Origin of the sequence: Nocardia sp. CY41, from assembly GCF_009829325.1 — a bacterium.
In the GTDB taxonomy this organism is placed as follows: Bacteria; Actinomycetota; Actinomycetes; order Mycobacteriales; family Mycobacteriaceae; genus Nocardia.
Map to the genome: position 1 here is coordinate 126685 of NZ_VUOS01000009.1, position 26068 is coordinate 152752.

The 26068-nt window shown below is 70.0% G+C and carries 2 protein-coding genes; both read right to left on the bottom strand.

Annotated elements, in window-relative coordinates; genetic code table 11:
• Positions 1–116: 116 nt before the first annotated feature.
• The gene (locus GVY64_RS11620) at positions 117–911 is read right to left on the bottom strand and encodes an FkbM family methyltransferase (RefSeq protein ID WP_159840525.1); all 795 of its coding nucleotides are present in this window, start codon (positions 909–911) and stop codon (positions 117–119) included.
• Positions 905–25363, bottom strand: a complete 24459-nt coding sequence (locus tag GVY64_RS11625; protein WP_159840526.1) for a non-ribosomal peptide synthetase — start codon at positions 25361–25363, stop codon at positions 905–907. Before GVY64_RS11625 ends, GVY64_RS11620 begins: the two co-directional genes overlap by 7 nt.
• Positions 25364–26068: the final 705 nt, after the last annotated feature.

Here is a 26068-nt window from a genome sequence, read left to right on the forward strand (position 1 = left end):
CGGACGGATATACGCGGAGAGCGACGCCACGACCGGAAGCAATCCGGCACGGGAACAGCCTCGACTCCTCGGGGCTGGTCCCGTGCCGGGATGAAATGTCGCACGGATGGAGACCGTCAGACGGTCTCCGGCCGCACGGCGTAGATCTCGTGCAGTTCGGTCCCCGTCAGGCTCGGGTCCTGGCGGGTTCGCGCGAGCAGGCCGTGCCTGCGCAGCAACGCACAGCACTGCGCCAAACGATCCTCCCGGTCGTGCACCTCCGCGACCACGGCGCGAATCCGCGGCCAGTCCGTGTCGGCCACCCCGAGCAGCACGTCCAGCTCCGCTCGCTCGACATCGACCTTCAGCAAGCCGACCTCGGCGGTCGGACCGTGCTCGCGCAGGATCGCCGAGACGGTAGTGACCTCGACGTCCATGCGCTCACCCTCGTGCAGCCCAGCGGTGATGAGCGCGATCGCCTCGTCGTCGAGACCGCTGTTGCGCAGATAGATCTCGGTGGCTTCGTCGTCCGCCGCGCGGTCGGCATAGAGCCCGGAATTCGCCGAGGCTCGCGGATACCAGGTGAACGGCGCACTGCCGGGCGCGGTGCCGACCGCGACCTGCAGCGCCACCCCGTCCGGCACGTGCACGCCCATGTTGCGCTGTAGACAGTCGAAGGTCGCCGGGGCCGGCTCGGCGGCGATCACTCGCACCCCGGGGCAGGTGTCGGCGAACATCATCGCGCTCAGCCCGATGTTCGCGCCGATATCGAGTGCGATGTCCCCCGGTCGCAAGAGCGCGGCGGCTAGCCGGTAGAAACCGTCGGTCGACATCTCGCCCCACAACATCCGCGCCTCGGCCGGACTGGTGCAGGCGACCGTCCTGCCGTCCTCGAGCCGGAGTTGCTGGAGTTGATCGAGAGTCTTCAGCATTCGTTCAAGAACCTTTCGAGGATCGGGCCGATGACGGCCAATGCGTGCGGGTTGGTCAATTCGAGATGCCGTGCGTCGACGACCGTGTTGTGCAGGTCGCCGGTGATGAAGGGCCGCCACGTCCGCACCACGGCGTCGCGGTCAGCGCGGTCTTTCCCCGCGGTGAAGAAGACCAGGTCGCCGTCGAAGACGCCCGGCCGGTACTCCTCGGCGATGGCGGTGGCGGTCTCGAAGCTCTCCATCACCCGGTCGACCTGTTCGGCGGTGAACATGCCGGTGGCGGTGACCTGCGCGCGAATCACCGCCCAGGCCTGTTCGTGGGTATCCGCGGTCACCTCCGCGCTCAGATCGAACAGCTCACGCCAGCCGCCGAGCAGATCGGCCATCAGTTCGCCCGGCGCGGGCTCGTCGGCGGTGGAGTTCATCGACGCGGCCAGCGCCTCGGAGTCGCCGACGGCGCTGTCCATCATCGCCAGCATGCCGACCCGCTGCCCCTCCCGCTGGAGCCGGACGGCTACGGCATGGGCGATCGCACCGCCCAGCGACCACCCGAGCAGGTGGTACGGGCCGCTGGGCTGCAGTCGGCGTATCTCGGCCACATAGCGTTCGGCGAGTTCGTCGACCGAATGCGCACCCGGTTCGCCCGCCACGACGTGGGGATCCTGCAAGCCGTAGACCGGCCGGTCCTTGTGCAGATGCTCGACCACGCCACCGTAGAACCACGCCAGACCGCCCGCGGGGTGCACCGCGAACACCGCGGGCTTCGTGCCCTGCGCGCGCAGCGGCAGCAACACTTGCAGGCCCGAGCCGCCCGCCGCGCCGTCGGCCCTGGCCGCCAGCGCCCGCGGCGTCGCGTCGTCGAACATCCACGGCAGCTGGATGGTCACGCCGCGACCGCGCAACTCGGTCACCACCATCGTGGCCAGCAGCGAGTTGCCGCCGAGGTCGAAGAACCCGTCCGTGGCCCCGACGCGCCGGACACCCAGAACGTGCGCGTAGACGTCGCTGATCACTTTCTCCGTGTGGGTCCGTGGCGCCGCGAACGCGGCCGTCGATTCCTCGAACTCAGGCGCAGGCAATGCTTTTCGATCGAGCTTGCCGTTGACCGTCAACGGCAGTGCGGGCAGCACCATGATCGCCGCGGGCACCATGTAGCTCGCCAGGACCTCGGCGGCGGTCTCGCGGACCTCGGCCGGATCGATCCGCTCGCCGCCGACGACGTAGCCGATCAGCTGGTCCACCCCGCGATCGTGCCGGTGCACCGCCGCCGCGGCCTGGGTAACCAGCGGGTGCCGCAGCAGCGCCGACTCCACCTCGCCGAGTTCGATGCGGAAACCGCGCAACTGCACCTGCGCATCGGCCCGGCCCGCGTACGCCAGCTCCAGCCCGCTCGCCGACCTCCGCCACCGGCCCACGTCCCCGGATCGGTACAGCCGTGCGCCGTCGAGGTCGAACGGGTTGGCCACGAATCGGCTCGCGGTCAGTGCCTGCGCTCCCAGATACCCTCGCGAGAGCTGGTCACCGGCCACGTAGATCTCACCGGCGACGCCGATCGGCACCGGCCGCAAGCGGTCGTCGAGGACGTACACCCGCAATCCGGGGAGCGGAGCACCGATCCCGGCCGCCGCTGCCCGAGCCGGAGTGACCTCGGAGAACGTCACGTGCACGGTCGTCTCGGTGATGCCGTACATATTGACCAGCCGCGGCGATCCCGGCGCATGCGCGGCGAACCAGTCGTCCAACCGGGACGCGTCCAGCGCCTCGCCGCCGAAGACGACATAGCGAAGCGCGAGATCGCCCGCCGGGCATCCCGCGTCCCGGTAGCGGCGCTCGGCATCGGCGAAACCGTAGAAGGCCGAGGGTGTCTGGCTCAACACCGTCACGCCTTCGCGGGCCACGACCTCCACGAAGCTCTCCGGCGACCGGGAGGTGTCGTAGTCGACCACGACCACCTTGCCGCCGGACAGCAACGCACCCCAGATCTCCCACACCGCGAAATCGAAGGCGTAGGAATGGAACATCGTCCACACGTCGTCGGGTCCGAGGTCGAAGCGCTCGGCCGCGTTGGTGAACAGGGTGACCGCTTCACGATGGCCGACCGTCACGCCCTTGGGACGGCCCGTCGATCCCGACGTGTAGATCACGTAGGCGATGTTGCCCGGTCGCGCGCTGGAAACCACCGGATCCGAAGCGTCGTCGCAATCCTCGAGCAGCAGTACCGGCGCGGCGCAGTCCGGCACCGCCGCGGACATGCCCGCCGTGGTGAGCACCGCGGACGGACGCGCGTCGTCGAGCATGAAACGCAACCGTTCCGGCGGATACGCCACATCCAGCGGCAGATATCCCGCCCCCGCGCGCACGACGCCGAGCAAGCCCACCACCAGGTCGGTCGAGCGCGGCAACGCCACGGCCACCAGCGATTCCGGTGCCACGCCGAGCTCGGTCAGCCGTGCCGCCACCGCGGCGGCGCGCCGATCCAGCTCCGCGTAGGTCAGCTGCGCCCGGCCGTCGGATACCGCGACCGCGTCCGGCCGTGCGGCGGCCTGAGTGGCGAACAGCTCGGCGAGGGTGGTCTCGGGTACCGCGACCCCCGCGTCACCGGCCGCGTCGAGCACCGCTCGACGCTCCCCCGCATCCACGAGGTCGATGTCGCCGACCGCGACCGCGGTGTCCGCGGTCACCTCCTCCAGAATCCGCACGTAGGCCTGCGCGAACCGGGTCATCGTCTCCTCGACGAAGAGATCGGTGGCGTAGGTCAGGCGTCCGCGGATGCCGTCCGGCTGCCCTTGGATACCCGACCGCTCGACCAGGTTCAGGTTCAGGTCGGCCTGCGCCGGTTCGAATCCGTTCTCGACCGGCTCCACGATCAACCCGGGCAGTTCCAGCGCGGCCTTGCTCAGGTTCTGGACATCGAGCGTGACCTGGTACAGCGGCAGATGCGCGGTGGACCGCGGCGGGTTCAGCGCCTCCACCACTTGCTCGAACGGCACGTCGGCATGCGCGAACGCGGCCAGGTCCGTTTCCCGGGTCGCCGCGAGCAGCTCGGCGAACGACTGGCGCGACGACACCCGCGACCGCAGCACGAGGGTGTTGACGAACATGCCGATCAGATCGTCGAGTTCGCGCTCGCCGCGGCCGGCCACCGGGGTGCCCACCGCGACATCGCCGACCCCGGCCAGCCGCGAAAGCAGGATGGCCAGCGCGGCGTGCAGCACCATGAACACCGTCGCGTTCGCCGTGCGTGCGACCGCGCCGATCCGCTCCTGCAACGCGGCGGAGATCGCGAAGTCCACCGTGCGGCCGCGCATGGACGCCACCGGCGGGCGCGGCAGGTCGGTCGGCAATTCGAGCAGTTCGGGCAACCCGCCGAGGGTGTCCTTCCAGAAACGCAACTGCTGGGACAGGACCGAGCCCGGGTCGTGCTCGTCGCCGAGCACGTCGCGCTGCCACAGGGTGTAGTCCGCGTACTGGACCGCGAGCGCGGGCCAGAGCGGCGGCGTGCCTTGCTTGCTCGCCTGGTAGGCCATCGCCACGTCCCGCGCGAGCGGCAGCATGGACTGCCCGTCGGCGCAGATGTGGTGCACGGCGATGACCAGGACGTGCTCGTCCTCGCCGAGCCGGAACAACTCCGCGCGCACCGGGGGCGCCTGGGTCACGTCGAAGCTCGCCGACACCGTGGCGAGCACACGCTCCATCAGCCGTTCCGTCTCGACCTCGACCGCGTCGAGTCCGGCCGGGACCTCCTCGACGGGCACCACGACCTGATGCGGCGTCCCGTCGGTCATCGGGAACTTGGTGCGCAGCGACTCGTGCCGAGCGATGACCAGCGCGCACGCGCGTCGCAACGCATCGAGGTCGAGTTCGCCCTTCAGCCGGATCACCAACGGGATGTTGTAGGCGCCCACAGCGGTGTCGAGCTGATTGAGGAACCACATCCGCTGCTGGGCCATCGACAGCGGGACGAGCGCGGGACGGGTGCGCGCTACCAGGGGCACCCGGACCGCCCGCTCGGAGGTGTCCAGCCGGGCGGCGAGCTCGGCGACCGTCGGCGCTTCGAACAGGTCGCGAACACCGACGCTCACCCCGAGCGCGGTGCTCAACTGGGCGGTCACCCGGGTCGCCGACAGCGAATTGCCGCCGAGGTCGAAGAAGCTGTCGGTGGCCCCGACCCGGTCGAGGTCCAGGACGTTTCCGAACACGTCCGCGACCTGCCGTTCGGTCTCCGTACGCGGAGCCGTCCAGGCCCGTACGGCCGTGAACTCCGGTGCGGGGAGGGCCAAGCGATCGAGCTTGCCGGTCCTGGTGAGCGGGAATTCGGGGAGCACCGTGCACACGTCGGGCACCATGTGCGCGGGCAGCCGCAGCCGCGCGGCGGTCCTGACCTCCTCCGGATCCAAGCCATCGGCGCCGACCAGATAGCCGGCGAGCCTGCCGATGCCGCGCTCATCCTTGCGCAGCACGACCACCGCGTGCTCCACCCCGGGTTGTGCGGCGAGCACCGCCTCGATCTCACCGAGCTCGATGCGCTGGCCGCGGATCTTGACCTGGAAATCGCTGCGGCCGAGGTATTCCACGGAGTGTTCCGGCGTCCAGCGAGCGAGGTCACCGGTGCGGTACATGCGCGACCCCGGCGCGCCGAACGGGTTCGCCACGAACGCACCCGACGTCGCCACCGGCCGGTTGACGTATCCGCGGGCCAGTTGCACACCGGCGAGATACAACTCGCCGACCACGCCCACCGGCACCGGTCGCAGCCACGCGTCCAGCACGACGGCCTCGACGCCGCTGATCGGACCACCGATCGTGACGGTCTCGCCGGGATGCAGCGGATCGCTGATGCCGGCCAGGATCGTCGTCTCGGTCGGACCGTATCCGTTCAGCAGCCGCCGGCCCGGCGACCACTGCGTCACGATCTCCGGCGTCACCGCCTCGCCACCGGCCATCAGCACCCGCAGCGAATCCAGGCCTTCCGGCGACATCGTCGACAGCACGCTCGGCGTCATGAACGAGTGCGACACCCGCTGCGCGCGAATGAACTCCGCCAAGTCGGGCCCGCCGAACACCTCCGGCGGCGGCACCACGAGCACGGCGCCGTTGGTGTGGGCCAGCAGCAGCTCGAGCACCACCACGTCGAAACCGGGAGCGGACGCGTTCAGCACCCGCGAGCGGTTGTCCGCGCCGAAGCGTTCCCGTTGCACGGCAGCGAAGTTGGCCAAACCCTCGTGCGTGACGGCAACGCCCTTCGGCGTTCCGGTCGATCCCGAGGTGTACAGCACGTAGGCGGCGTCGCGAAAATGCGGCGTCCGCAACCGATCCCGGTCGGTCACCGCGGCCGAGGACCGCGCCTCGATCGCCTTGCCGATTTCCGGATCATCGAGCACCAGCCGCCGGACAGGGTCGGCAACCAGCTCTCGCGACGCCGAAACCGTGACCGCGACCCGCACCTGGGAGTCGGCGACCATGTGCGCGACACGTTCCGCCGGGTTCCGCGGATCCACCGGCAGGAACGCGGCGCCGGTCTTGGCCACCGCCCACATGCCGACCACGAGATCCACCGACCGCGCCAACGCCAACGCCACCTGGTCGCCCGGGCCGACGCCCCAATCGATCAGTCCGCGTGCGACACGGTTCGACCAGGCGTCCAACTCGGCGTACGACAGCGTGCGCTCAGCCGAAACCACCGCCGCCGCCGCCGGATCCACCGCGACACCGGACGCCAGCAACTCCGCCAGCACTCGGGGCGCTTCGGCCGGTCCGCCGGTGGCGGGTACCAGCGCACGGCGCTCTGCCGCGGTCAACAGGTCGAGCGCGCCCAGCCGCGCTCCCGGATCGGCCGTGACAGCGCGCAGCACTGTCTCCATCCGAGCGGCCAGACCGGCGGCCGTCCGGTCGTCCACGCGGGTCCGCTGGTAGCGGATCCGGACGTGCAGTCGGTCGGTCTGATGGGCCTGGACCGTGATCGGGTAGTGCGCGGCGTCGCTTCCGTCCGCGGCGACCACCCGCATGCCGTCGATGTCCGCGTCGCCGAGGCCACTGCTGTCGACCGGGTAGGACTCGAAGACGACCAGCGTGTCGAACAGCGGGCCGGCGTCCGCCTCGGACAGGATCCGGGGCAGTTCGACGTCGTGGTGATCGAGCAAACGGGTGTTGTCCGCCTGCAACCGCCACAGCGCGTCCGCCACGGTCGCGTCCCGCGGGACGTGCACGGCCACCGGGATCGTGTTGATGAACAAGCCGATCATCGATTCCACACCCGGCAGGTCGGCGGGACGTCCCGAGACCGTGCTGCCGAACACGACGCGTTCGACGCCGAGCAGGTTGCCCAGGACCACCGCCCAGGCGAACTGCACGATCGTCGCCATGGTGACCGCTCGTGCCCGAGCGAATTCCACCAGCTCGGCGGTGACGGCGCGATCCAGCTCGACCGCGAGGTCGACCGGGATGCCGACCGTGGTGTGCGTCCGCGTGTCGGCGACCATCGTGGGTTCGGTGAAGTCGCGCAGGGCGTCGCGCCACACCTCGAGACCGATGGACGGCTCGCGCCGATCCAGCCATTCCAGGTAGCCGCGGTAGGACGCCGCGGCGGGCAACAGTTCGGCGCGTGCGCTCACCGCGTACAGGCCGATCAGCTCGCGCCACAGCAACGGCAGCGACCAGCCGTCCAGCAACAGGTGGTGGGCCGTCAGCACCAGCCGGTAGTCCTGCGGTCCCACCTGGACGAACAGGAAACGCAGCAGCGGAGGATCGGCCGGATCGAACGGGACCGCGCGCTCGGCCGCGATCAGCTCCTCCGGCGTCGTCGTGCTGTCGCGCAGATCGACCCTCCGCCAGCGCACGACCGCGGCCGCGGGAATCACCTGCGCCGGAACGCCTTCGACGGTCCGGACGAACGCCGCGCGCAGGTTGGGGTGACGCTGCAGCAAGGCCGCCGCGGACCGCTCGAGCCGATCCTCGTCGAGCACACCGGCGAGGGCGAGGGTCGATTGCGCCGTGTAGACGTCGAGATCACCCGCCGCGAGTTCGGCGTGGAACAGCAGACCCGCCTGCAGCGGCGCCAACGACCAGACATCCCCGAGGGCGCCGTATCGGTCCGCGAACGCGTCCAGGTCGGACTGCGTGACCGCGACGAGCGGCACGTCGGCGGGTGAGAAGCCCCAGTCCGCGTCGGCCCGGGCCGCCTCCGCGATGGCGGTCACCGCATCGACCCACGCGTCGACGAGTTCGGTCACGTCGTCGTGCCCGAGCAACCGGGACGCGTATCCGACCTGTGCCGACAAGCGCGGACCGGCCTCGGTGTCCACGATGTTGACGTCGATGGTGAGGGCCGCGGCCGCGGGCATGTCCGGGTCGAAGGCGCCACGCCGGTCGAACGGCTCGTCGGTCGGAATCCACGCCAGCTCCGACAGTGCGGTGAGGTCGACGCCGACGCGGCCGAGATTGTTGAAACTGATCTGCGGCTCCGGCAGCGCGGCGAGCCGCTCGGCCGTGTCCGCGTGCAGATAGCGCAGCAGGCCATAGCCGATGCCCTTGTCCGGAATGCCGCGCAACTGCTCCTTGACGGCCTTCACCGCGGCACGCGGATCGTCCGTCTCGACGCCGTTCAGATCGAGCGCCACCGGATAGGTGTTGGTGAACCACCCCACCGTGCGGGAGACATCCGCGCCCTCGGCGATCTGTTCCGCCCGGCCGTGTCCCTCCAGCAGGACTTTGACACCCGCGTGCGCGACGCCGCGGCGGTGGCGCCAGCGGGTCGTCGCCACGGCCAGAGCGGCCAGCAGCGCGTCGTCCACGCTGCCGTGCGCGGCCTTCGGGACCACGTCGAGCAACGCGGACGTGACATCGGTGGGGAGGGATACCGTCAGATGCCGCACGGTCGACTGGACGTCGACGGCGGGATCCAGCACCGCGCTGCCGAGCAGCGGGTCGGGGGCCGTGCCCATCCGATGCCACAGTTCGAATTCTCCGGCGCGGGCCGCGGCGGCGTCGGCCACCGCGTGCGCCCACCGGCGCATGGATGTGCCCTGTGCGGGCAGTTCCACCGCGCGCCCCTGGGTGACCTGCTGCCATGCCGTCGCGAAGTCGGGGATCAGGATCCGCCACGACACACCGTCGACCGCCAGGTGATGAACGACCACGAGAGCGCGTGCTTCGGCCTCGACACCGGATTCCGGCAGCAGGCACACGACCTGCACCATCCGGCCCGCCGCCGGGTCGAGACGGTCGGAGGCCTCGGCCAACGCCGCTTCCGCCACCGCGGTGAACCCGTCGCTTCCCGGCTTCTCGTGTGCGCGGAAGGTGCGGGCGAACACCACGTCCCCGGCGTCGGCGGCGCTGTCCGGCGGCACCTCCAACCACTGGTCGCGCAGCCGCGCACGCAGCATGTCGTGCTGCCGGAGCACCGCTTGCACAGTCACGGTGACGTCCTCGACCCGCGCCTCGCGCGGCAAGCGCACCAGCATCGATTGAGCGAACCGAGGTGCGGCGCCGAGGCGTTCGGTGAACCAGGCGACGACCGGAGTGAACGGGACCCGGCCTACGCCACCACCCGGCAACTCCGCGAGCGAGACCCGTTCGGCGGCCGCGGCGACCCGCGCCAGGCCCCGGACGGTCTTGTGCTCGAAGATGTCGCGCGCCGTCACGACCACGCCGGCCGACTTCAGCCGGGAAGCCAGCTGGATCGACAGGATGGAATCGCCACCGAGGGAGAAGAAAGAGGTGGTGACACCGACCGACTCGATGCCGAGCACGTCCGCGAACGCGGCCGCGACGGTCCGCTCCAGCTCTGTCGCCGCCGTCTGCCCGTCGTCGTCGGTGACTCGGAACACGGGTTCGGGCAACGCTTTCCGATCCACTTTGCCGGTCGAGGTGATCGGCATGCGGTCGAGCACGGTGACGACCGACGGCACCATGTGCGCTGGCAACGCCGACGCGACGTGCTCGAGCACGGCGTCCGGGTTCACATCGGCTCCGGCGTCGGTCACGATGTACGCGGCCAGCAGCGGCTGCCCTCCCGGCCCGGTGCGGCTGACGGTCACCGCGGCGGCCACCTTCGGGTACGTGAGCAGCGCCGCGTCGATCTCGCCGAGTTCGATGCGCTGGCCGCGGATCTTGATCTGGAAATCGCTGCGGCCGACGTATTCCAACGTGCGCTGCGCGGTCCAGCGGACGATGTCGCCGGTGCGATACATCCGCGCACCCGGCGCGCCGTAGGGATTCGCGACGAACGCACCGGCTGTGACCGCGCGCCGGTTGAGGTATCCGCGCGCCAACTGGGCACCCGCGAGGTACAGCTCCCCCGCGACACCGACCGGCACCGGTCGCAGGCGCGCGTCCAGCACCACTGCCTCGGCGCCACGGATCGGGCCGCCGATGGCGATCGGATCGCCGGGCTGCACCGGGTCACTCATCGTGATCACGATCGTCGTCTCGGTCGGGCCGTAGATGTTGTGCAACCGCCGGCCGGGCGCCCAGGTGGCGATCAGTTCCGCGGGCACCATCTCACCGCCGACCGCGAGCATCCGTACCGACTCGAGGCCGGCGGGCGACATGGTGGCCAGCACGCTCGGCGTCAGGAAGGCGTGCGACACCTGATGCGTCCGGATCAGTTCGGCCAGATCCGGGCCGCCGAACACCTCCGGCGGCGACACGACCAACGCCGCGCAGGCCGCGTGCGCCATCAACGCTTCCAGCAGCACCGCGTCGAACGCGGGCGCCGCCACCTGCAGCACCCGGGACGTGCCGTCGACCCGGTACCGATCACGCTGCTCCGCGGCGAAGTTCGCCAACCCGGCATGCGTGACCACGACGCCCTTGGGCGTCCCCGTCGAACCGGATGTGTAGATCAGGTAGGCGGCATCCTCCACCCGCAGGACACGTCCGCGTTCGGCGTCCGTCACCGGCTTGTCCGGCTGCGCGGCGATCACCTCCGCCGTCCGTGCCTCGTCGAGCATCAGCCAATCCACACTGTCCGGCAGCGCCGCGCGAGTGGTCGCGAGCGTGATGCCGATCCCGGCGCCGGAATCGCTCACCATGTGGGCGATCCGCTCGACGGGGTAGCGCAGATCCACCGGGACGAACGTGGCGCCGGTCTTCACGATCGCCCACATGGCGACGTGATAGTCGACCGACCTCGGCACGGCCAGCGCGACGAACACTCCCGGGCCGGCGCCACGGGCGAGCAGCCCACGGGCGAGGCGGTTGGCCCTGCTGTCGAGTTCGGCGTAGGTGAGGGTTTCGGTGTCCCCGATCAGCGCCGTCGCCGCCGGGGCCGCCGCCACGGCGGTGGCCAGCAGATCCGGAAGCAGGCACGGCTGCGCGCCCTCGATGCCCCGCACGGGCACCAACCGTTCGGCGTCGGCCTCGCTCAGCAGACCGATGCGGCCGATCGGCCGCGCGGGATCGGTGACGACGGCCTCGAGGACACGAACGAATCTCTCGGCCAGCGCCTGCGCGGTCGACTCGACGAAAAGATCGGTGGCGTAGATGATCTCGCCATCGATTCCGGCGGGTTGATCGCCCTCGCGGCGTTCGGTCACCAGCACGGTGAGGTCGGCCTTGGCCTGTGCGATGCCGGGATCGAGGACTTCCACGCCGATGCCGGGCAGCTCGAATCGGGCCGCCCGCGTGTTCTGCAACCCGAACATCACCTGGAACAGCGGCGAATACGCCGTCGAACGCGGACGTCCGATGACGTCGACGAGCCGTTCGTAGGGCAGGTCGGCGTTGGCGAGCGCTTCGAGGTCGACGTCGCGCACCTCGCCGAGCAGTTCCCGGAACGATCGGTTCTCGTCGATCCGTGTGCGCAGCACCACCGTGTTCACGAACATGCCCACCAGATCGTCGAGTTCCGGCCTGCCGCGACCGGCCACCGGCGTGCCGACCGTGATGTCGTCGCTGTGCGCGGTGTGCGCCAGCAGGATCGCCAGCGCCGCGTGCAGGACGACGAACACGGTGACGCCCTCCCGGTGGGCCAGCCGCACGACGGCATCGTGCAGCCGGGCCGGCATCTCGAACCGGATGTTGCCACCGTCGGTGGACAGGGTGGCGGGCCGCGGCCGGTCCGTCGGCATGGCCAGCAGCTCGGGCGAGCCGTCGAGAACATCGGTCCAGTATTCGATCTGCCGGGCGATCGGCGAGCTGGGATCGTCCTCGGCGCCGAGCGACTCCTGTTGCCACATCGCGTAGTCGGCGTACTGGACCGCCAGCGGTTCCCACTGCGGCGCGTGGCCGCTCACCCTCGCTCGGTACGCGGCGAACACGTCCCGCGCGAGCGGAGCCATCGACGCGCCGTCGGCCGCGATGTGATGGACCACGACCACCAGCGCATGCGTGTCCGGCGCGGTGCGATACAGCCGCGCCCGCACGGGTGTCGATTCCGCGACGTCGAATCCCGCCTCGACCGCGTGCCGGATCCGCTCGGTGAGTTCCGTTTCGCCGCTGACCGGGTCCGCTGCGAGGGCCACTTCCGCGCCGATCGCCGCGACGTCGCGCACCACTTGGTGGGGTTCGCCGTCGATGAGCGGATACACCGTCCGCAAGGGCTCGTGCCTGGTCACCACGTCCAGGAAGGCCGCCCGCAGCGCGTCGGTGTCCAGCGGGCCGGTCAGGCGGGCCGCGAAGCAGATGTTGTAGGCCGAGGAGGCGGTGTCGAACTGGTTGAGGAACCAGATGCGCCGTTGCGCCGCCGCCAACGGGACCGCACCCGCGCGTCGCCGTGCGGTCAGAGCAACCGCGGTGGACCGGGTCCGTGCCGAAATCCGTTCGGCCAGTGCGGCGATCGTCGGCGCGTCGAACACGTCCCGGATGCCGACGTCGACACCGACAGCCGCCTGTGCTCGGGCCGCGAGCTGGGCGGCCGACAGTGAGTTGACACCGATCTCGAAGAGGTTCGCCGTCACGCTCACCCGGTCCGCGCCGGTCAGGTCGGCGACCAGCCGCGCCAGCACCGCCTCGGCGTCGGTGCGCGGCGAGACGAAGGCGTCGCCGACGTCGAACACCGGCCGGGGCAGCGCCGACCGATCGAGTTTGCCGTTCGCGGTGAGCGGCATCGCGTCGAGCACCTGCACGGCGTCCGGCACCAGGTAGGACGGCAAGGTGCGGGTCAGCTGCTCGCGGATCGCGCGACCGTCGGTCACCGCGCCCGGTGCGAGGGTGACGTATCCGATGATGCGTTCGGTGGTCACGATTGCCACCGCACGCGCCACCTGCGCGACAGCGCGCAGCGCGGACTCGATGTCACCCGGCTCCACCCGCTGGCCGCGCACCTTCACCTGGAAGTCGCTGCGGCCCAGATACTCCAGCTCCCCGGTCTTGCGCCACCGGACCAGGTCACCGGTCCGGTACAGCCGCTCCCCCGCCGCACCGAACGGGTTCGCGACGAACGCGCCGCAGGTGAGGTCGGCGCGCGCGTGGTAACCGCGCGCCAACTGGACACCCGAGACGTACAGCTCACCGACGACGCCGATCGGCACCGGCCGCAACCGCGCATCCAGCACGTAGGCCTTCATGCCCGCGGCGGGCGCGCCGATCGGCACCGTCGCGGCGGTCGTCGCATGTGGTGTGCACCGCTGCGCGGTCACCACCTCCGCTTCCGCGGGCCCGTACCAGTTCACCAGTTCCGCGTGCGCGAAGACGCGCTCCGCCGCGTCGACCGTGCGTTGTGCCAACGCCTCGCCCGCGACGAACACCCGCCGGATCGACGGCAGTTCGGCGACACCGGCGGATTCCAGCAGGACGTCGAGCATCGACGGCACGAAGTGCACGGTCGTGATCTCGTTGCGCGCGATGATCTCCGCGAGGTAGGCGGGGTCGCGGTGACCGCCCGGTTCGGCGACCACGATGTGCGCGCCGGTCTGCAAGGGCCAGAACAACTCCCACACGGCGATGTCGAAGGTGATCGGCGTCTTGTGCAGCACAGCGTCGGACGCGCTGTGCGGCCACTGCCGCTGGGCCCAGGCCAACTGGCTCACGGTGGCGGCATGGGTCAGGGCCACGCCCTTCGGAACGCCCGTCGATCCGGAAGTGAACAGCACGTATGCCAAGTGGTTCGGCCGCAGCGGTGTGCGACGTTCGGTGTCCGTGATCCGAGCGCCGGACAGGCTCGTCACGTCCAGCCGGTCGATCGGCGCGTACTCGAATTCGTCCGGCAGACCGTCGCCGTCGCTCGCGGTCGTGAGCACCAGCAGCGGACCGGCCGCGCCCAGCACGTGCGCGATCCGCGAGCTCGGGTGATCCGGGTCGATCGGCAGGAACGCCGCGCCCGCCTTCACCACCGCGTAGAGAGCCGTGACGAGCTCGGCCGAGCGGCGAATCGCCACCGCCACCACCGTTTCCGGACCGGCACCGCGCGCGATGAGCCACCGGGCCAGCCGGTTGACGTTCGCGTCGAAGTCCCGATAGGTCGACGTGCTGCCGTCCGGCAGGCGCAGCGCCGTACCGTCCGGGGTGCGGGCGACCTGTTCGTCGAAGACGTCGACCAGCGTCCGGCCCCCCGCGGCGGAGCCACCGGTGTCGTTCCACCGCTCCAGCACCTGCGACCGCTCCGCCTCGTCGAGCAACCCGAGCGCCCCGACGGTGGCCTCGGCGTCGCGGGCCGCCGCGTCGAGAACGCGAACGAATCGGTCGGCGAAGCGCCGCACGGTGTCCTCGTCGAAGAGGTCCATGGCGTAGGTCAGCCGCAGCGTCATGCCGGTGGGCTCGTTGTGGGTGCCGTGGCCCTCGCTGATCATCAACAGCAGGTCGTAGATCGCCGCGCTGTCGCCCGGGTCCACATTCTCCACGGTGAGGCCGGGCAGCTCGACGCGAGCTCGGGCCATGTTCTGATAGGCGAGCAGCACCTGGAACAACGGCGTGTGCGCGGTCGAGCGCACCGGGTTGAGCGCGTCGACCAGTTGCTCGAACGGCACCGTGGCGTGGTCGAACGCCTCGATGTCGCTGCGCCGCACGTCGTCCAGCAAGCTCGCGAAGGTCTGATCGAGGGAGATCCGGGTCCGCATCACCAAGGTGTTGACGAACATTCCGACCAGGTGGTCCAGCGACCGGTCGCCCCGGCCCGCGTGCGGAACGCCGACGGTGATGTCGTCGCTGCCGGACAGCCGCGACAGCAGCACCGCCAGGGCCGCGTGCACCACCATGAACGTCGTGGCCCCGGCTCGCCGCGCCAGCGATTCCACCCGGCCTTGCAGTTCACCGGGGATGGCGACCTGGATCACCGCGCCGCGCTGGGACTGTTCGATAGGCCTCGGGCGGTCGGTCGGCAACTCGAGCAGATCGGGGACGCCCGCGAGTCGGGTTCGCCAGTAGGCGATGTCGCGGCCCACGAACGAATCCGGGTCGTCGACGGAACCGAGCACCGCTCGCTGCCACAGGGCGTAGTCGGCGAATTGCACCGCCAGCGGCGCCCAGTCCGGTGCGGTACCGCCGGAACGAGCCCGATACGCCGTCACCAGATCGGTGGCGAGCGGAGCCACCGAGAAGCCGTCGCAACTGATGTGGTGCGCGGCCAGCGCGAGCGTCCACGCCTCGTCCGACAACTGGTACAGCGCCACGCGCAGCGGCACGCCCGCGGCGACGTCGAATCCGGTGCCGCAGAATTCGGCCAGCCGGTGTGGCAGCTCCCGCTCGCCGACCGCCTGCGGGGTGAGATCGCACCTCGCCAGCACGTCCTCGGCGTTCAGCACGACCTGGGTCGGTGTGCCGTCGACCGCCGGGTACATCGTGCGCAGGCTCTCGTGCCGTTCGACGACATCGCCCACGGCAGCGGTCAGAGCCGCCAGATCGAGCTCGCCTTCCAGCCGGATCGCCAGCGGCACCACGTATCCAGGTGCGGCCGGGTCGAACTGATTCAGGAACCACATCCGCGTCTGCGCGTGCGACAGCGGAATGCGTTCCGGCCGCGGGACCGGAGTCGGCGCGGGAAGACCGGGAATCGCGCGCAACCGGGCGATACGCTCGGCCAGGCCGGCCACGGTCGGAGCCTCGAAGATCGCGCGCACCGGGATGGTCACGTCGACGACGTCGCCGATCCGGCTCAATGCGCGCGTCGCGACCAGCGAGTTGCCGCCGAGTTCGAAGAAGTCGTCGTCCGCGCCGATCTCCGGCCGGTCGAACAGTTCCGCGAAGACCGCGGCGATCGCCTGTTCGACCAGGCCCCGCGGCGGCCGGAACTCGGACTCCTGCACGCTCGGGTCCGGTTCGGGCAGCGCCCGGTAGTCCACCTTGCCGTTGGCGTTGAGCGGAATCGAGTCGATCCGGGTCACCGAGGAGGGCACCATGTAGGCAGGCAGCCGGTCCCGCAGCACGGTCCGGACCTGCCGGACGTCGAGTGCCGCGTCCGCGACCACGTAGGCGACCAGCCGCTGCTCGCCGCCGCCGACGCGTACCTGCGCGACGGCCGCGTGCACCTGCTCGTGCGCGACCAGCGCCGCTTCGATGTCGCCGAGTTCGATCCGCAGGCCGCGCAGCTTCACCTGGGTGTCGGCGCGGCCGACGTAACGCAAGTTGCCGTCCTCGTCCCAGCGCACCAGGTCTCCGGTGCGGTAGAGCCGAGCGCCGTGCGTGCCGGCGAAGGGATCGGCGACGAACGTCGCCGCCGTCAGGCCCCGGCGGTCCTGGTACCCGCGAGCCAGCTGGACACCGCCGAGGTACAGCTCACCGGTCACGCCGATCGGCACCGGATGCAACCGCCCGTCCAGGACGTGCACGGTCACGTTCGCCTCGGGCACGCCGATCGGCACCGCCGCGCCCTCGACCGAGTCGATCCGGTGCGCGGTGACGCTGACCGCGGCCTCTGTCGGGCCGTACAGATTGTCGATGCGCGCGTCGCTGAAATCCCGGAACCGGCGCACGATCTCGGCAGACAGCGCCTCACCGATGCACAGCACCCGCCGCAGGGTGGGGAATTCGCGCGGAGCGGCCACCTCGAGGAACGCCGAGAGCAGCGACGGCACGAAATCCACCGTGGTCACCCGATAGTCGGCGATCAGCCGGGCCACTTCCCGTGGATCGCTCTGCGCGTCGGGACCGGCGACGACCAAGGCCGCGCCACAGGTCAACGCGGAGAACAGCTCCCAGACCGAGAGGTCGAAGGTCACCGGCGTGCGCAGCAGCATGACGTCGTCGCCGCCGAGTCGGTAGTGCTCGCGCATCCAGCGCAACTGGTTCACCACCGCGGCGTGCGGAATCGCCACGCCCTTGGGCACACCCGTCGAGCCGGAGGTGTAGATGACGTAGGCCAGGTCATCCGGACGCAGCGGGCGCGTCCGGTCGGCATCGGTCACCGCCGAGGCGTCCAGCCGCTCGGCTTCGAGGTCGCCGAGCGTCCAGGCCGGCACGTCGCCGGGCAGACTCGCCCGATCGTCCGGACGGGTGAGGATCGCGACGGGCCGTGCGTCGGACACAACGGCGCGCACCCGATCGACGGGGTGATCCGGGTCCAGCGGCAAGTAGGCCGCACCCGCCGCGTGGATGGCGTACAGCGTGGTCAGCAGGTCCACCGAGCGGCGCATCGCCACCGCCACGACGGTCTCCGGGCCGATTCCGCGCCGGATCAGCGCACGCGCCAGCGCGTTCACCCGGGCCGCGAATTCCCGGTAATCGAGCCGGGCTCCACCGGCGGCGTCCACCACCGCCGTGTGTTCCGGCGTCGCCGCCGCCTGCGCGGCGAACAGATCCGCGATCGTCACCGCCGGTGCCTGGGTGATCGCACCGCTGGACCGCTGCGCGATATGCTGCGCTTCCGGTTCGGTGAGCAGATCGATGTCGCCGATGGCGCGGGTGGGATCGAGGACGATCGCGCGCAGCAACAGCAGGTAGCGATCGAACATCGCCGTGATCGTCGACTCGTCGAAAAGGTCTGTCGCGTAGCCGAATTCGACAGCCATGTCACCCGGCTCACCGTCCGGCGCCAAGGCGTCGACCAGATTCAGGTGCAGGTCGTATTTCGCCACGCTCGGATCGGCCATCTGCGCCGACACCGTCAAGCCCTCGAACCGCACCGTCGGGATCTCGATGTTCTGGAACGAGAAGCCGACCTGCGTCAGCGGCGCGTGCGCCGTCGAGCGCGGCGGGTTCAACACCTCGACCAAGCGCTCGAACGGGATGTCGGCGTTCTCGAAAGCGGCCAGATCGGTGGCCCGGACCTGATCCAGGATCCGGACGAAGGACGCTCCGGGCGCTATGTGCGTGCGCAACACCAGCGTGTTGACGAACATGCCGACCAAGCCGTCCAGCCCCGGCTCGCCGCGACCGGCGATCGGGGTGCCGACCGCGATGTCCCCGGTGCCGGACAGCCGCGCCAGCAACGCCGCGTAGGCCGCGTGCATCACCATGAAGACCGTCGCGTCGTGGCGGCGGGCCAGCGCGACCACTTCCCGGTGCAAATCCGCGGGAAGGGTGGCCGAGACGGTCGCGCCGCGGAACGACTGCTTCGCCGGCCGCGGACGGTCGGTGGGCAGATCCAGCACCTCGGGCAGTCCGGCGAGGGCCGCGAGCCAATAGTTGGTCTGCGCGACGGTCGGGCTGTGCGGATCGTCCTCGCTGCCGAGCAGCTTCCGCTGCCACAGCGCGTAATCCGCGTACTGCACCGGCAACGGCGCCCACTGTGGCGCTTCGCGCCGGACCCGGGCCCGGTAGGCGGTCATCAGATCCGCGGCCAGCGGTGCGAGCGACGATCCGTCGAAGCTGATGTGATGGACCACGAGCACCAGGGAATGGTCGTCGGGTGCACTGCGCAGCAGCGCCACCCGCAACGGCACCTCGGTGGTGACGTCGAAGCCCGTCGTCACCTCGGCGGCGACACTCGCCTCGATCTCCTCGGCCGCGACGGTCACCGGCGTCAGCGGACGCAGCGCCGCCTCCACCGGCACGATCACCTGGTGTGGTCCGCTGTCGCTGTCGGGGTAGACGGTGCGCAGCGCCTCGTGCCGTTCGAGCACATCCGCGATCGCCGCGTGCATCGCGGTCACGTCGAGGTCTCCGGACATCCGCACGACCAGCGGGATGTTGTACACCGCTGAGCTCGTGTCGAACTGGTTGAGGAACCACATGCGGGCCTGCGCCGGCGACAGTGGGAGCCGGTCCGGGCGCTCCTGGGGGACCAGCGGCGGCCGAGTCGCCGCGTCGGCGCTACGCAGCCGCTCGGCCAGCGCACCGATGGTCGGCGTCTCGAAGATGGCGCGCAACGGCACCTCGACACCGAACGCGCCGCTGAGCTGCGCCGCGGCGCGGGTGGCCGACAGCGAGTTGCCGCCGAGGTCGAAGAAGCTGTCGAGAACGCCGACGCGGTCGATGCCGAGCACGCCCGCGCAGATGTCGGCGACGATCTGCTCGGTGGCATTGCGTGGCGGGACGAACTCGACGCCGGGAGCGAACTCCGGTTCCGGCAGGGCCGCGCGGTCGACCTTGCCGACCGACGACAGCGGCAGGGTGTCGAGCACCATGACCGTGTCCGGCACCATGTGCGACGGCAGGCGTTGCGCCGCGTAGTCGGTCAGCTCCGCGGTGTCGACCGAGCCGTCCGCGGGCACCACGTACGCCGCCAGCCGCGAGCCGCTCTCGGCGTGCACGCCGACCACGACGGCCGCCGCGACGGCGGAGTGTCCGGCGAGCACGGCTTCGATCTCGCCCAATTCGATGCGCTGCCCGCGGATCTTGACCTGGAAGTCCGTGCGCCCCAAGTATTCCAACGTGTGTTCGGCGGTCCAGCGCGCCAGGTCACCGGTGCCGTACATGCGGGTGCCCGCAGGGCCGTACGGGTTGGCGACGAACGTGACCGCCGTGGAGGCGGGCCGGTTGAGGTACCCGCGGGAGAGCTGAACACCGGAGACGTACAGCTGCCCGGTCACCCCGACCGGGACGGGACGCAACCGCTCGTCGAGGACCACCGCGTCGACGCCGCGGATCGGGCCGCCGATGGTCACCGGGTCGCCGACGCACAGCGGGTCGCTGATCGCGACCATGATCGTGGTCTCGGTGGGCCCGTATCCGTTGTGCAGCCGTCGTCCCGGCGCCCACACGGCCACCGTCTCGGCCGACACCGCTTCGCCGCCCGCCACCAGCACCTGCAGCGAGTCGAGCCCGGCGGGCGACATCGTCGCCAGCACGCTCGGCGTCACGAAAGCGTGCGAAACCTCCTGTGCGCGAATCAATTCCGACAGCTGCGCACCGGCGAACACCTCCGGCGGCGACACCACCAGCACCGCGCCGTTCGCGTGTGCCATCAGCAGCTCCAGCATCACCGCGTCGAAGCCGGGCGCCGCCACCTGCAGCACGCGGGACCGCCGGTCGACGCGATAGCGCTCCCGCTGCTCGATCGCGAAATTCGCCAATCCCTCGTGGGTCACCGCCACGCCCTTCGGCTTGCCGGTCGAGCCCGAGGTGTACACCACATAGGCCGCGTCGGCCACCCGGCAGGCGCGCAGGCGATCCGCGTCGGTCACCGCCGCGCAGGAGTACGCCGCGAGGAACGCCTCGGTGGCCGGGTGGTCCAGGACCAGCTGCCGCACGTGGCCGGGCAGCAGGGCGTGCGACGCCTCGATGCTGAGCGCGACGTCCACGTTCGAGTCCGCGATCATGTGCGCCACCCGCTCGGCGGGGTAGCGCGGGTCGACCGGCACGAACGCGGCGCCCGCCCGCGCCACCGCCCACACGCCGACCACGAATTCCACCGACCGTCCCATGGCCAGCGCGACCTGGTCTCCCGGTCCCACGCCCCAGTCGATCAGCACGCGGGCGAGACGATTCGACCACTCGTCGAGCTCCCCGTAGGTGAGCACACGATTGCCCGCCACCACGGCAGGCGCGGTGCGCTCACCGACCAGCAGCACATCCGCCAGCACCCGGGGTTTCTCGGCACGACCACCGGATGCCGGGACCAATCCCAGGCGCTCGACACCCGACAACAGGTCCACGTCGCCGACACGCGCCCGCGGATTAGCCACGAACGCGTCGAGTATCCGGTTCAGCCGCTCGGCGAACTCTTCGACGGTCTCCCGGTCGAACAGGTCCGTCGCGTAGTTGATCCGCAGCGCGACATCGCCACCCGCGGCGGTGTTCTCGGCGACGGTGACGATGATGTCCACCTTCGCCGGCTCGGCGCCGGGATCCAGCAGCTCGACGGTGAGTTCGGACAGCTCCAAGCTCGCCCGGCCCATGTTCTCGAACGCCAGATACACCTGGCACAGCGGCGCGTATGCCAGGGACCGCTTCGGATGCAGTTCGTCCACGACGCGCTCGTAGGGCAGGTCACTGTTGGCGAAGGCATCGACGTCGATGCCCTTGACGCGAGTCAGGAACTCGGTGAACGACTCGTCGGAGGACACCTCGGTACGCAGCGGCACGGTGTTGACGAACATGCCGATGAGCGGCTCGAGCGCCCGTTCGCCGCGACCGGCGACCGGCGTGCCGATCGTGACGTCCGCCGAACCCGACATCCGGGCCAGCAGGACGGCCAGCGCCGCGTGGACGACCATGAACGTCGTGACGTTGGCCGCGCGTGCCAGCCGTTCGATCCCGGCGAAGGTCTCGGCCGGAATCACCGTGTCCGCGACGTCGCCGCGCATGGACTGGCGGGGGGGACGCGGCCGGTCCGCGGGCAGCTCCAGGACCGGCGGCATGCCCGCCAGTCGCTCGGACCAATAGCGCAATTGGCGGGCGGCGCGCGAATCCGGATCGTCCGGGTCACCGAGCAGACTGCGATGCCAGACGCTGTAGTCCGCGTACTGAACGGTCAACGGCTCCCAATCCGGGGTCTTTCCCTGCACCCGGGCCTCGTAGGCGACGGCGACGTCGGCCGCGAGCGGCTGGAGCGAGGACCCGTCGCAGCAGATGTGGTGCAGGATGACGGCCAGCACATGCCGGCTGCGGTCCGCGGTCGCGAGCAGCGCCACCCGGATCGGGGCCCGCTCGCGCAAATCCGTTCCGACGGAAGCCAGGTCGCGAAGTCGATGTTCGATCTCGTCCGGGTCGGTCGGCCGCGGAGTCAGGTCGAGACCGGCGACGACCTCTTCGGCGGACAGGACGACCTGTACGCCCTCGCCGTTCACGGCGGGATAGACGGTACGCAGCGATTCGTGCCGATCGATCACGTCGGTCAGCGCGGCCCGCAACGCCGCGGCGTCCAGACGCCCGGTCAGCTGCACGATCAGCGGAATGTTGTAGGCGGCCGAGGTGGGGTCGGTCTGGTTGACCAGCCACATCCTGTTCTGCGCGGGCGCCAGCGGAATGGGCTCGGGCCGGGGCGCCGCCACCCGCAGCACGGGCCTGCCGGAACTGCTTCCGGCCTCGAGATGCGCGGCCAGTTCCGCGACGGTCTGCTTGACGAACAGGTCGCGCACCGACATGTCGCACCGGGTCACCTCAGCGATGCGCACGGCCGCGCTGGTCGCGGTGATCGAGTTGCCGCCGAGTTCGAAGAAGCTGTCGAACACGCCCACCCGGTCGGTGCCGAGAACTTCCGCGAAGACGTCCGCGATCGACTCCTCGACGACCGTGCGGGGCGCGACGTAAGCCGCGGCCGAATCGAAGACCGGCTCGGGAAGCGCGCGGTAGTCCACTTTGCCGTTCACGGTCAGCGGCACCGCGTCGATCACGACGACGCTCGACGGCACCATGTACTCCGGCAGTCGCCCGCCGACGTGGGTATGCAAGGCGTCCGGATCCACGTCGGCGCCGACGGCGGGCACGACGTATCCGACCAGCCGGGCGGCCTCCGTGCCGGGCAGGTGCACAACGACGACCGCCGCGGCGACGGCGCCGTGCGACAGCAGTGCGTTGCGGATCTCGTCCAGCTCGATCCGGAACCCGCGCAACTGCACCTGCTGGTCGGCGCGGCCGCGATATTCCAGCTCGCCTCGGTGATTCCAGCGCGCCACGTCACCGCTGCGGTAGAGGCGCTCGCCCGGCTGTCCGAAGGGATCGGCGACGAAACGCCCCGCGCTCAGCGCGGGCCGTTCGAGGTAGCCGCGAGCGAGCTGTGTTCCAGCGACGTAGATTTCGCCCCAGGCTCCGAGCGGGCACGGGCGCAAACGCTCGTCGAGGACATACGTGCGCAAGCCCGGCAATGCCGGGCCGACCGTGCTCGGTGCGCCCGGAACGGCGATGTCGGCGGTGAGACCGGTATAGGTGACGAAGACGGTGGTTTCGGTGATCCCGTAGCTGTTGGCCAGCACCGGCAGCTCCGGATTGTGCTCGTACCAGTCGGCCAACCCGGCGGGATCGAGGGCCTCACCCGACAGGACGACCAGGCGCAGCGACAGCTCGCCGTCCGGCTGACCGGCGTGCGTGTACCGCTGTCGCGCGGCCGCGAACTGGTAGAACGCCGACGGCGTCTGACTGAAGACCGTGACCCGCTCGCGCGCCGCGAGCCGCACCATGTCGTCCGGCGAGCGGCTGGTGAGACCGTCCACGACGACGATGCGGCCGCCGCTGACCAGCGGACCGAAGATCTCCCACACCGAGTAGTCGAAGGCGAAGGAGTGGAACAGCGTCCACACGTCGTCGGAACGGATGCCGATCTCGGCGCACGAGTTCACCAGGTAGGTCGACACGGCCCGGTGGGTGATCGAGACGCCCTTCGGTCGGCCGGTCGATCCGGACGTGTAGATGACATAGGCGAGGTGGTCGGGGCGCAGCACGCCCACCCGATCGGCATCGGTGATCGGGTCCGCGGCTTCCTCGGCGGCGAGGACGTCCTCGAACAGCACGACGCGGCCGGGATCGCCCGGCACGTGCTCGCGCATGTCCCGCTTGGTCACCACCGCAATCGGGTTCGCGTCGCCCAGCACGTATTCGAGCCGCTCGGCGGGATGGGCGGTGTCCAGCGGAAGGTACCCGGCGCCGGATTTCAGTACGCCGAGCACCGCGACGATCAGATCGGCATCGCGTGGCAGCGCGATGGCCACCAGCGTTTCCGGCCCCGCACCGAGCGCGATGAGCCTGCGCGCGAACCGGTTGGAGCGTTCGTCGAGTTCGCGGTAGGTGAGGGTGATGTCGTCGAATGTCACGGCGACCGAGGACGGCGTGGCCGCCGCCTGTCGTGTCAGCAGATCCACCAATGTGGCCGAGGGTGATTCGCCGTCGCGGCCCGCGAGTTCCTCGACGATGCGCAGTTCCTCGGCGGGGCCCACGAGCGGGATGTCGCCGATGCGAGCGTCCAGGGGCGAGTCCATCATCCGGTGCAGGAAATCGAGGAACCGGTCGGCGTGCGACTCGAGTTCTTCCTGCCCGTAGAGGTTCGGATTGCCGTGCAGTTCGATGAGCAGTGGCGCGTCCGCGCCCGAGCGGTACAGGTTCAGCTGCAGATCGTCGAGTGCGCCGGAGGTCAGCGCGCGATAGCGGCCGACGGCCGAGCCGAGCCGAATCTCCGAATCGAAGAACAGGATGTTCACGATCGGGCCGAACGAGTTCGCGGACGAGTCGATCGCGGCCGACTCGCGGCGCAGGTCCTCGAACCGGTACAGCTGGTGACGCATGGCCGCGACCAGCTCGGACACCGACGCGCGGACCAGCTCCTCCACGGTGGTCGAATGGTGTACGGCGAAGCGGATCGGCACCATGTTCGCCAGCATCGCGGCGGCATTGCGCAGGCGCTTGGTCACCCGGGCGGTCACCGGCAGCGACAGCACGACATCCTCGGTGCCGGTCATCCGGGCGAGGAACGCGGCGAACGCCGCGATCACCACCTGCGCGGCGGACGCGTTCACCTCCTCGGCGTAGCGGTCGAGCCGATCGGACAGTTGTGCGGGCAGCTGCAAACCGGCCACGCGGTCGACCTTGCCGGAACGGGCCGTGCGGCCGGACAGGCTGACCGGCTTCGGCAGGTCGGAAACCTTGTTCAGCCAATACGCTTTGTCCGCCTCGTATCGCGAGCTGGCGCGATAGGCGTGCTCCGCCTCGACGATGTCGTGCAGGCTCGCCGCGTCCAGTCGGGTCGGCGGCCTGCCCTCCAGCAGGGCGTTGTAATGCTCGGCCATCCGGGTCAAGCTGTTGAAGGCGCCGTACCCATCGATCACCAAATGGTGCGCGCGGCCGTACCAGAAGTAGTGGTCTTCGCCGACCCGGATCAGCCTCGTCTCGGTGAGCCGGTCACGACTCAGATCGACTGCCTTGGTGTTGTAGTCGCGGCGCATCCACTCCATCGCCGTCGCGACCGGATCCTCCGCATCGCTGAAATCCAGCACCGGCTCGTCATAGATGATGCCGCGGTCGACGAATTGATAGGGGCGGCCGTCGGATTCGACCACGCGCACCACCAGCGACTCGGTTTCGTGACCGCCGTCGTTCACCGCCCGGGTGAACGCGTCGTAGTCCACCGGGCCCTCGATCTCGACGCAATGTGCGATGTTGACAGCCGGTCCACCGGGCACATGGTCCGCAAGCCACATGCCGTACTGCGCACTCGAGAGCGGAATCAGCCCCAGATCGCCGTCGGCGGTTCCGTCTGACTTCAGATTCATCGCATGTCCCCTTATTCATACCCGGACGCGCGAAGGCATGACGGAAGCACGTCGGCTCTCCGCGTCCGAAATCTGGCTTATATAGGCACTTCGTGTACTAGGAAGCGGCGCTACCCCTGCGCTTCGCCGCCCCGTTCAGGTTTCGCGTGTAGCTCGATCCGCCGGTGCCCGACCTCCGATCGGCCTGCCTACGGCGACTCCCACACCTCCCGTTCGTCGGCATTTCCAGTCGTCTCAAAATCTGAAAACAGAACTTTTGAACCTGCGGTGAAGCATCGACACACTGGCGGGACAAGCTATCTGACAGCAGCTCGGCTCAGTCTAGTGGAATCAAAGCTCCCAGCTCCGCACGGAAGCCGGGCGTTTCGAATCTCGGTGCACGCATTGCGGGCCATCGCACACCCAGGGCGATGCGACCCCCATGTGCCCGTATCGCACAAGGAAGTGCCTGATGCCGAGGGGTGACTCCAGGTGGAGAGACCCGCGATCGGGCATCGTACATGCCGGGTCGGGGCCGGAATCAAGCCGGGATGGCCAACGCCGCGACACGAAGCGGGAAGCGACCCTCGACCGCCTGAGCTCCGGATCGTACATTGCCCGAAAAGAACGGAATCAGCAATAGGGCAATACACTGGCAATTGACCGTCGAAGCCCATCTCTGCGGCCAACCGATTATCACACTTCCGCTTTACTTGTATTTTCACC

Bases quoted from the DNA above. Each gene is read 5' to 3' on its own strand.
- GVY64_RS11620 (WP_159840525.1), bottom strand. From the start codon at position 911: ATGCTGAAGACTCTCGATCAACTCCAGCAACTCCGGCTCGAGGACGGC.
- GVY64_RS11625 (WP_159840526.1), bottom strand. From the start codon at position 25,363: ATGAATCTGAAGTCAGACGGAACCGCCGACGGCGATCTGGGGCTGATT.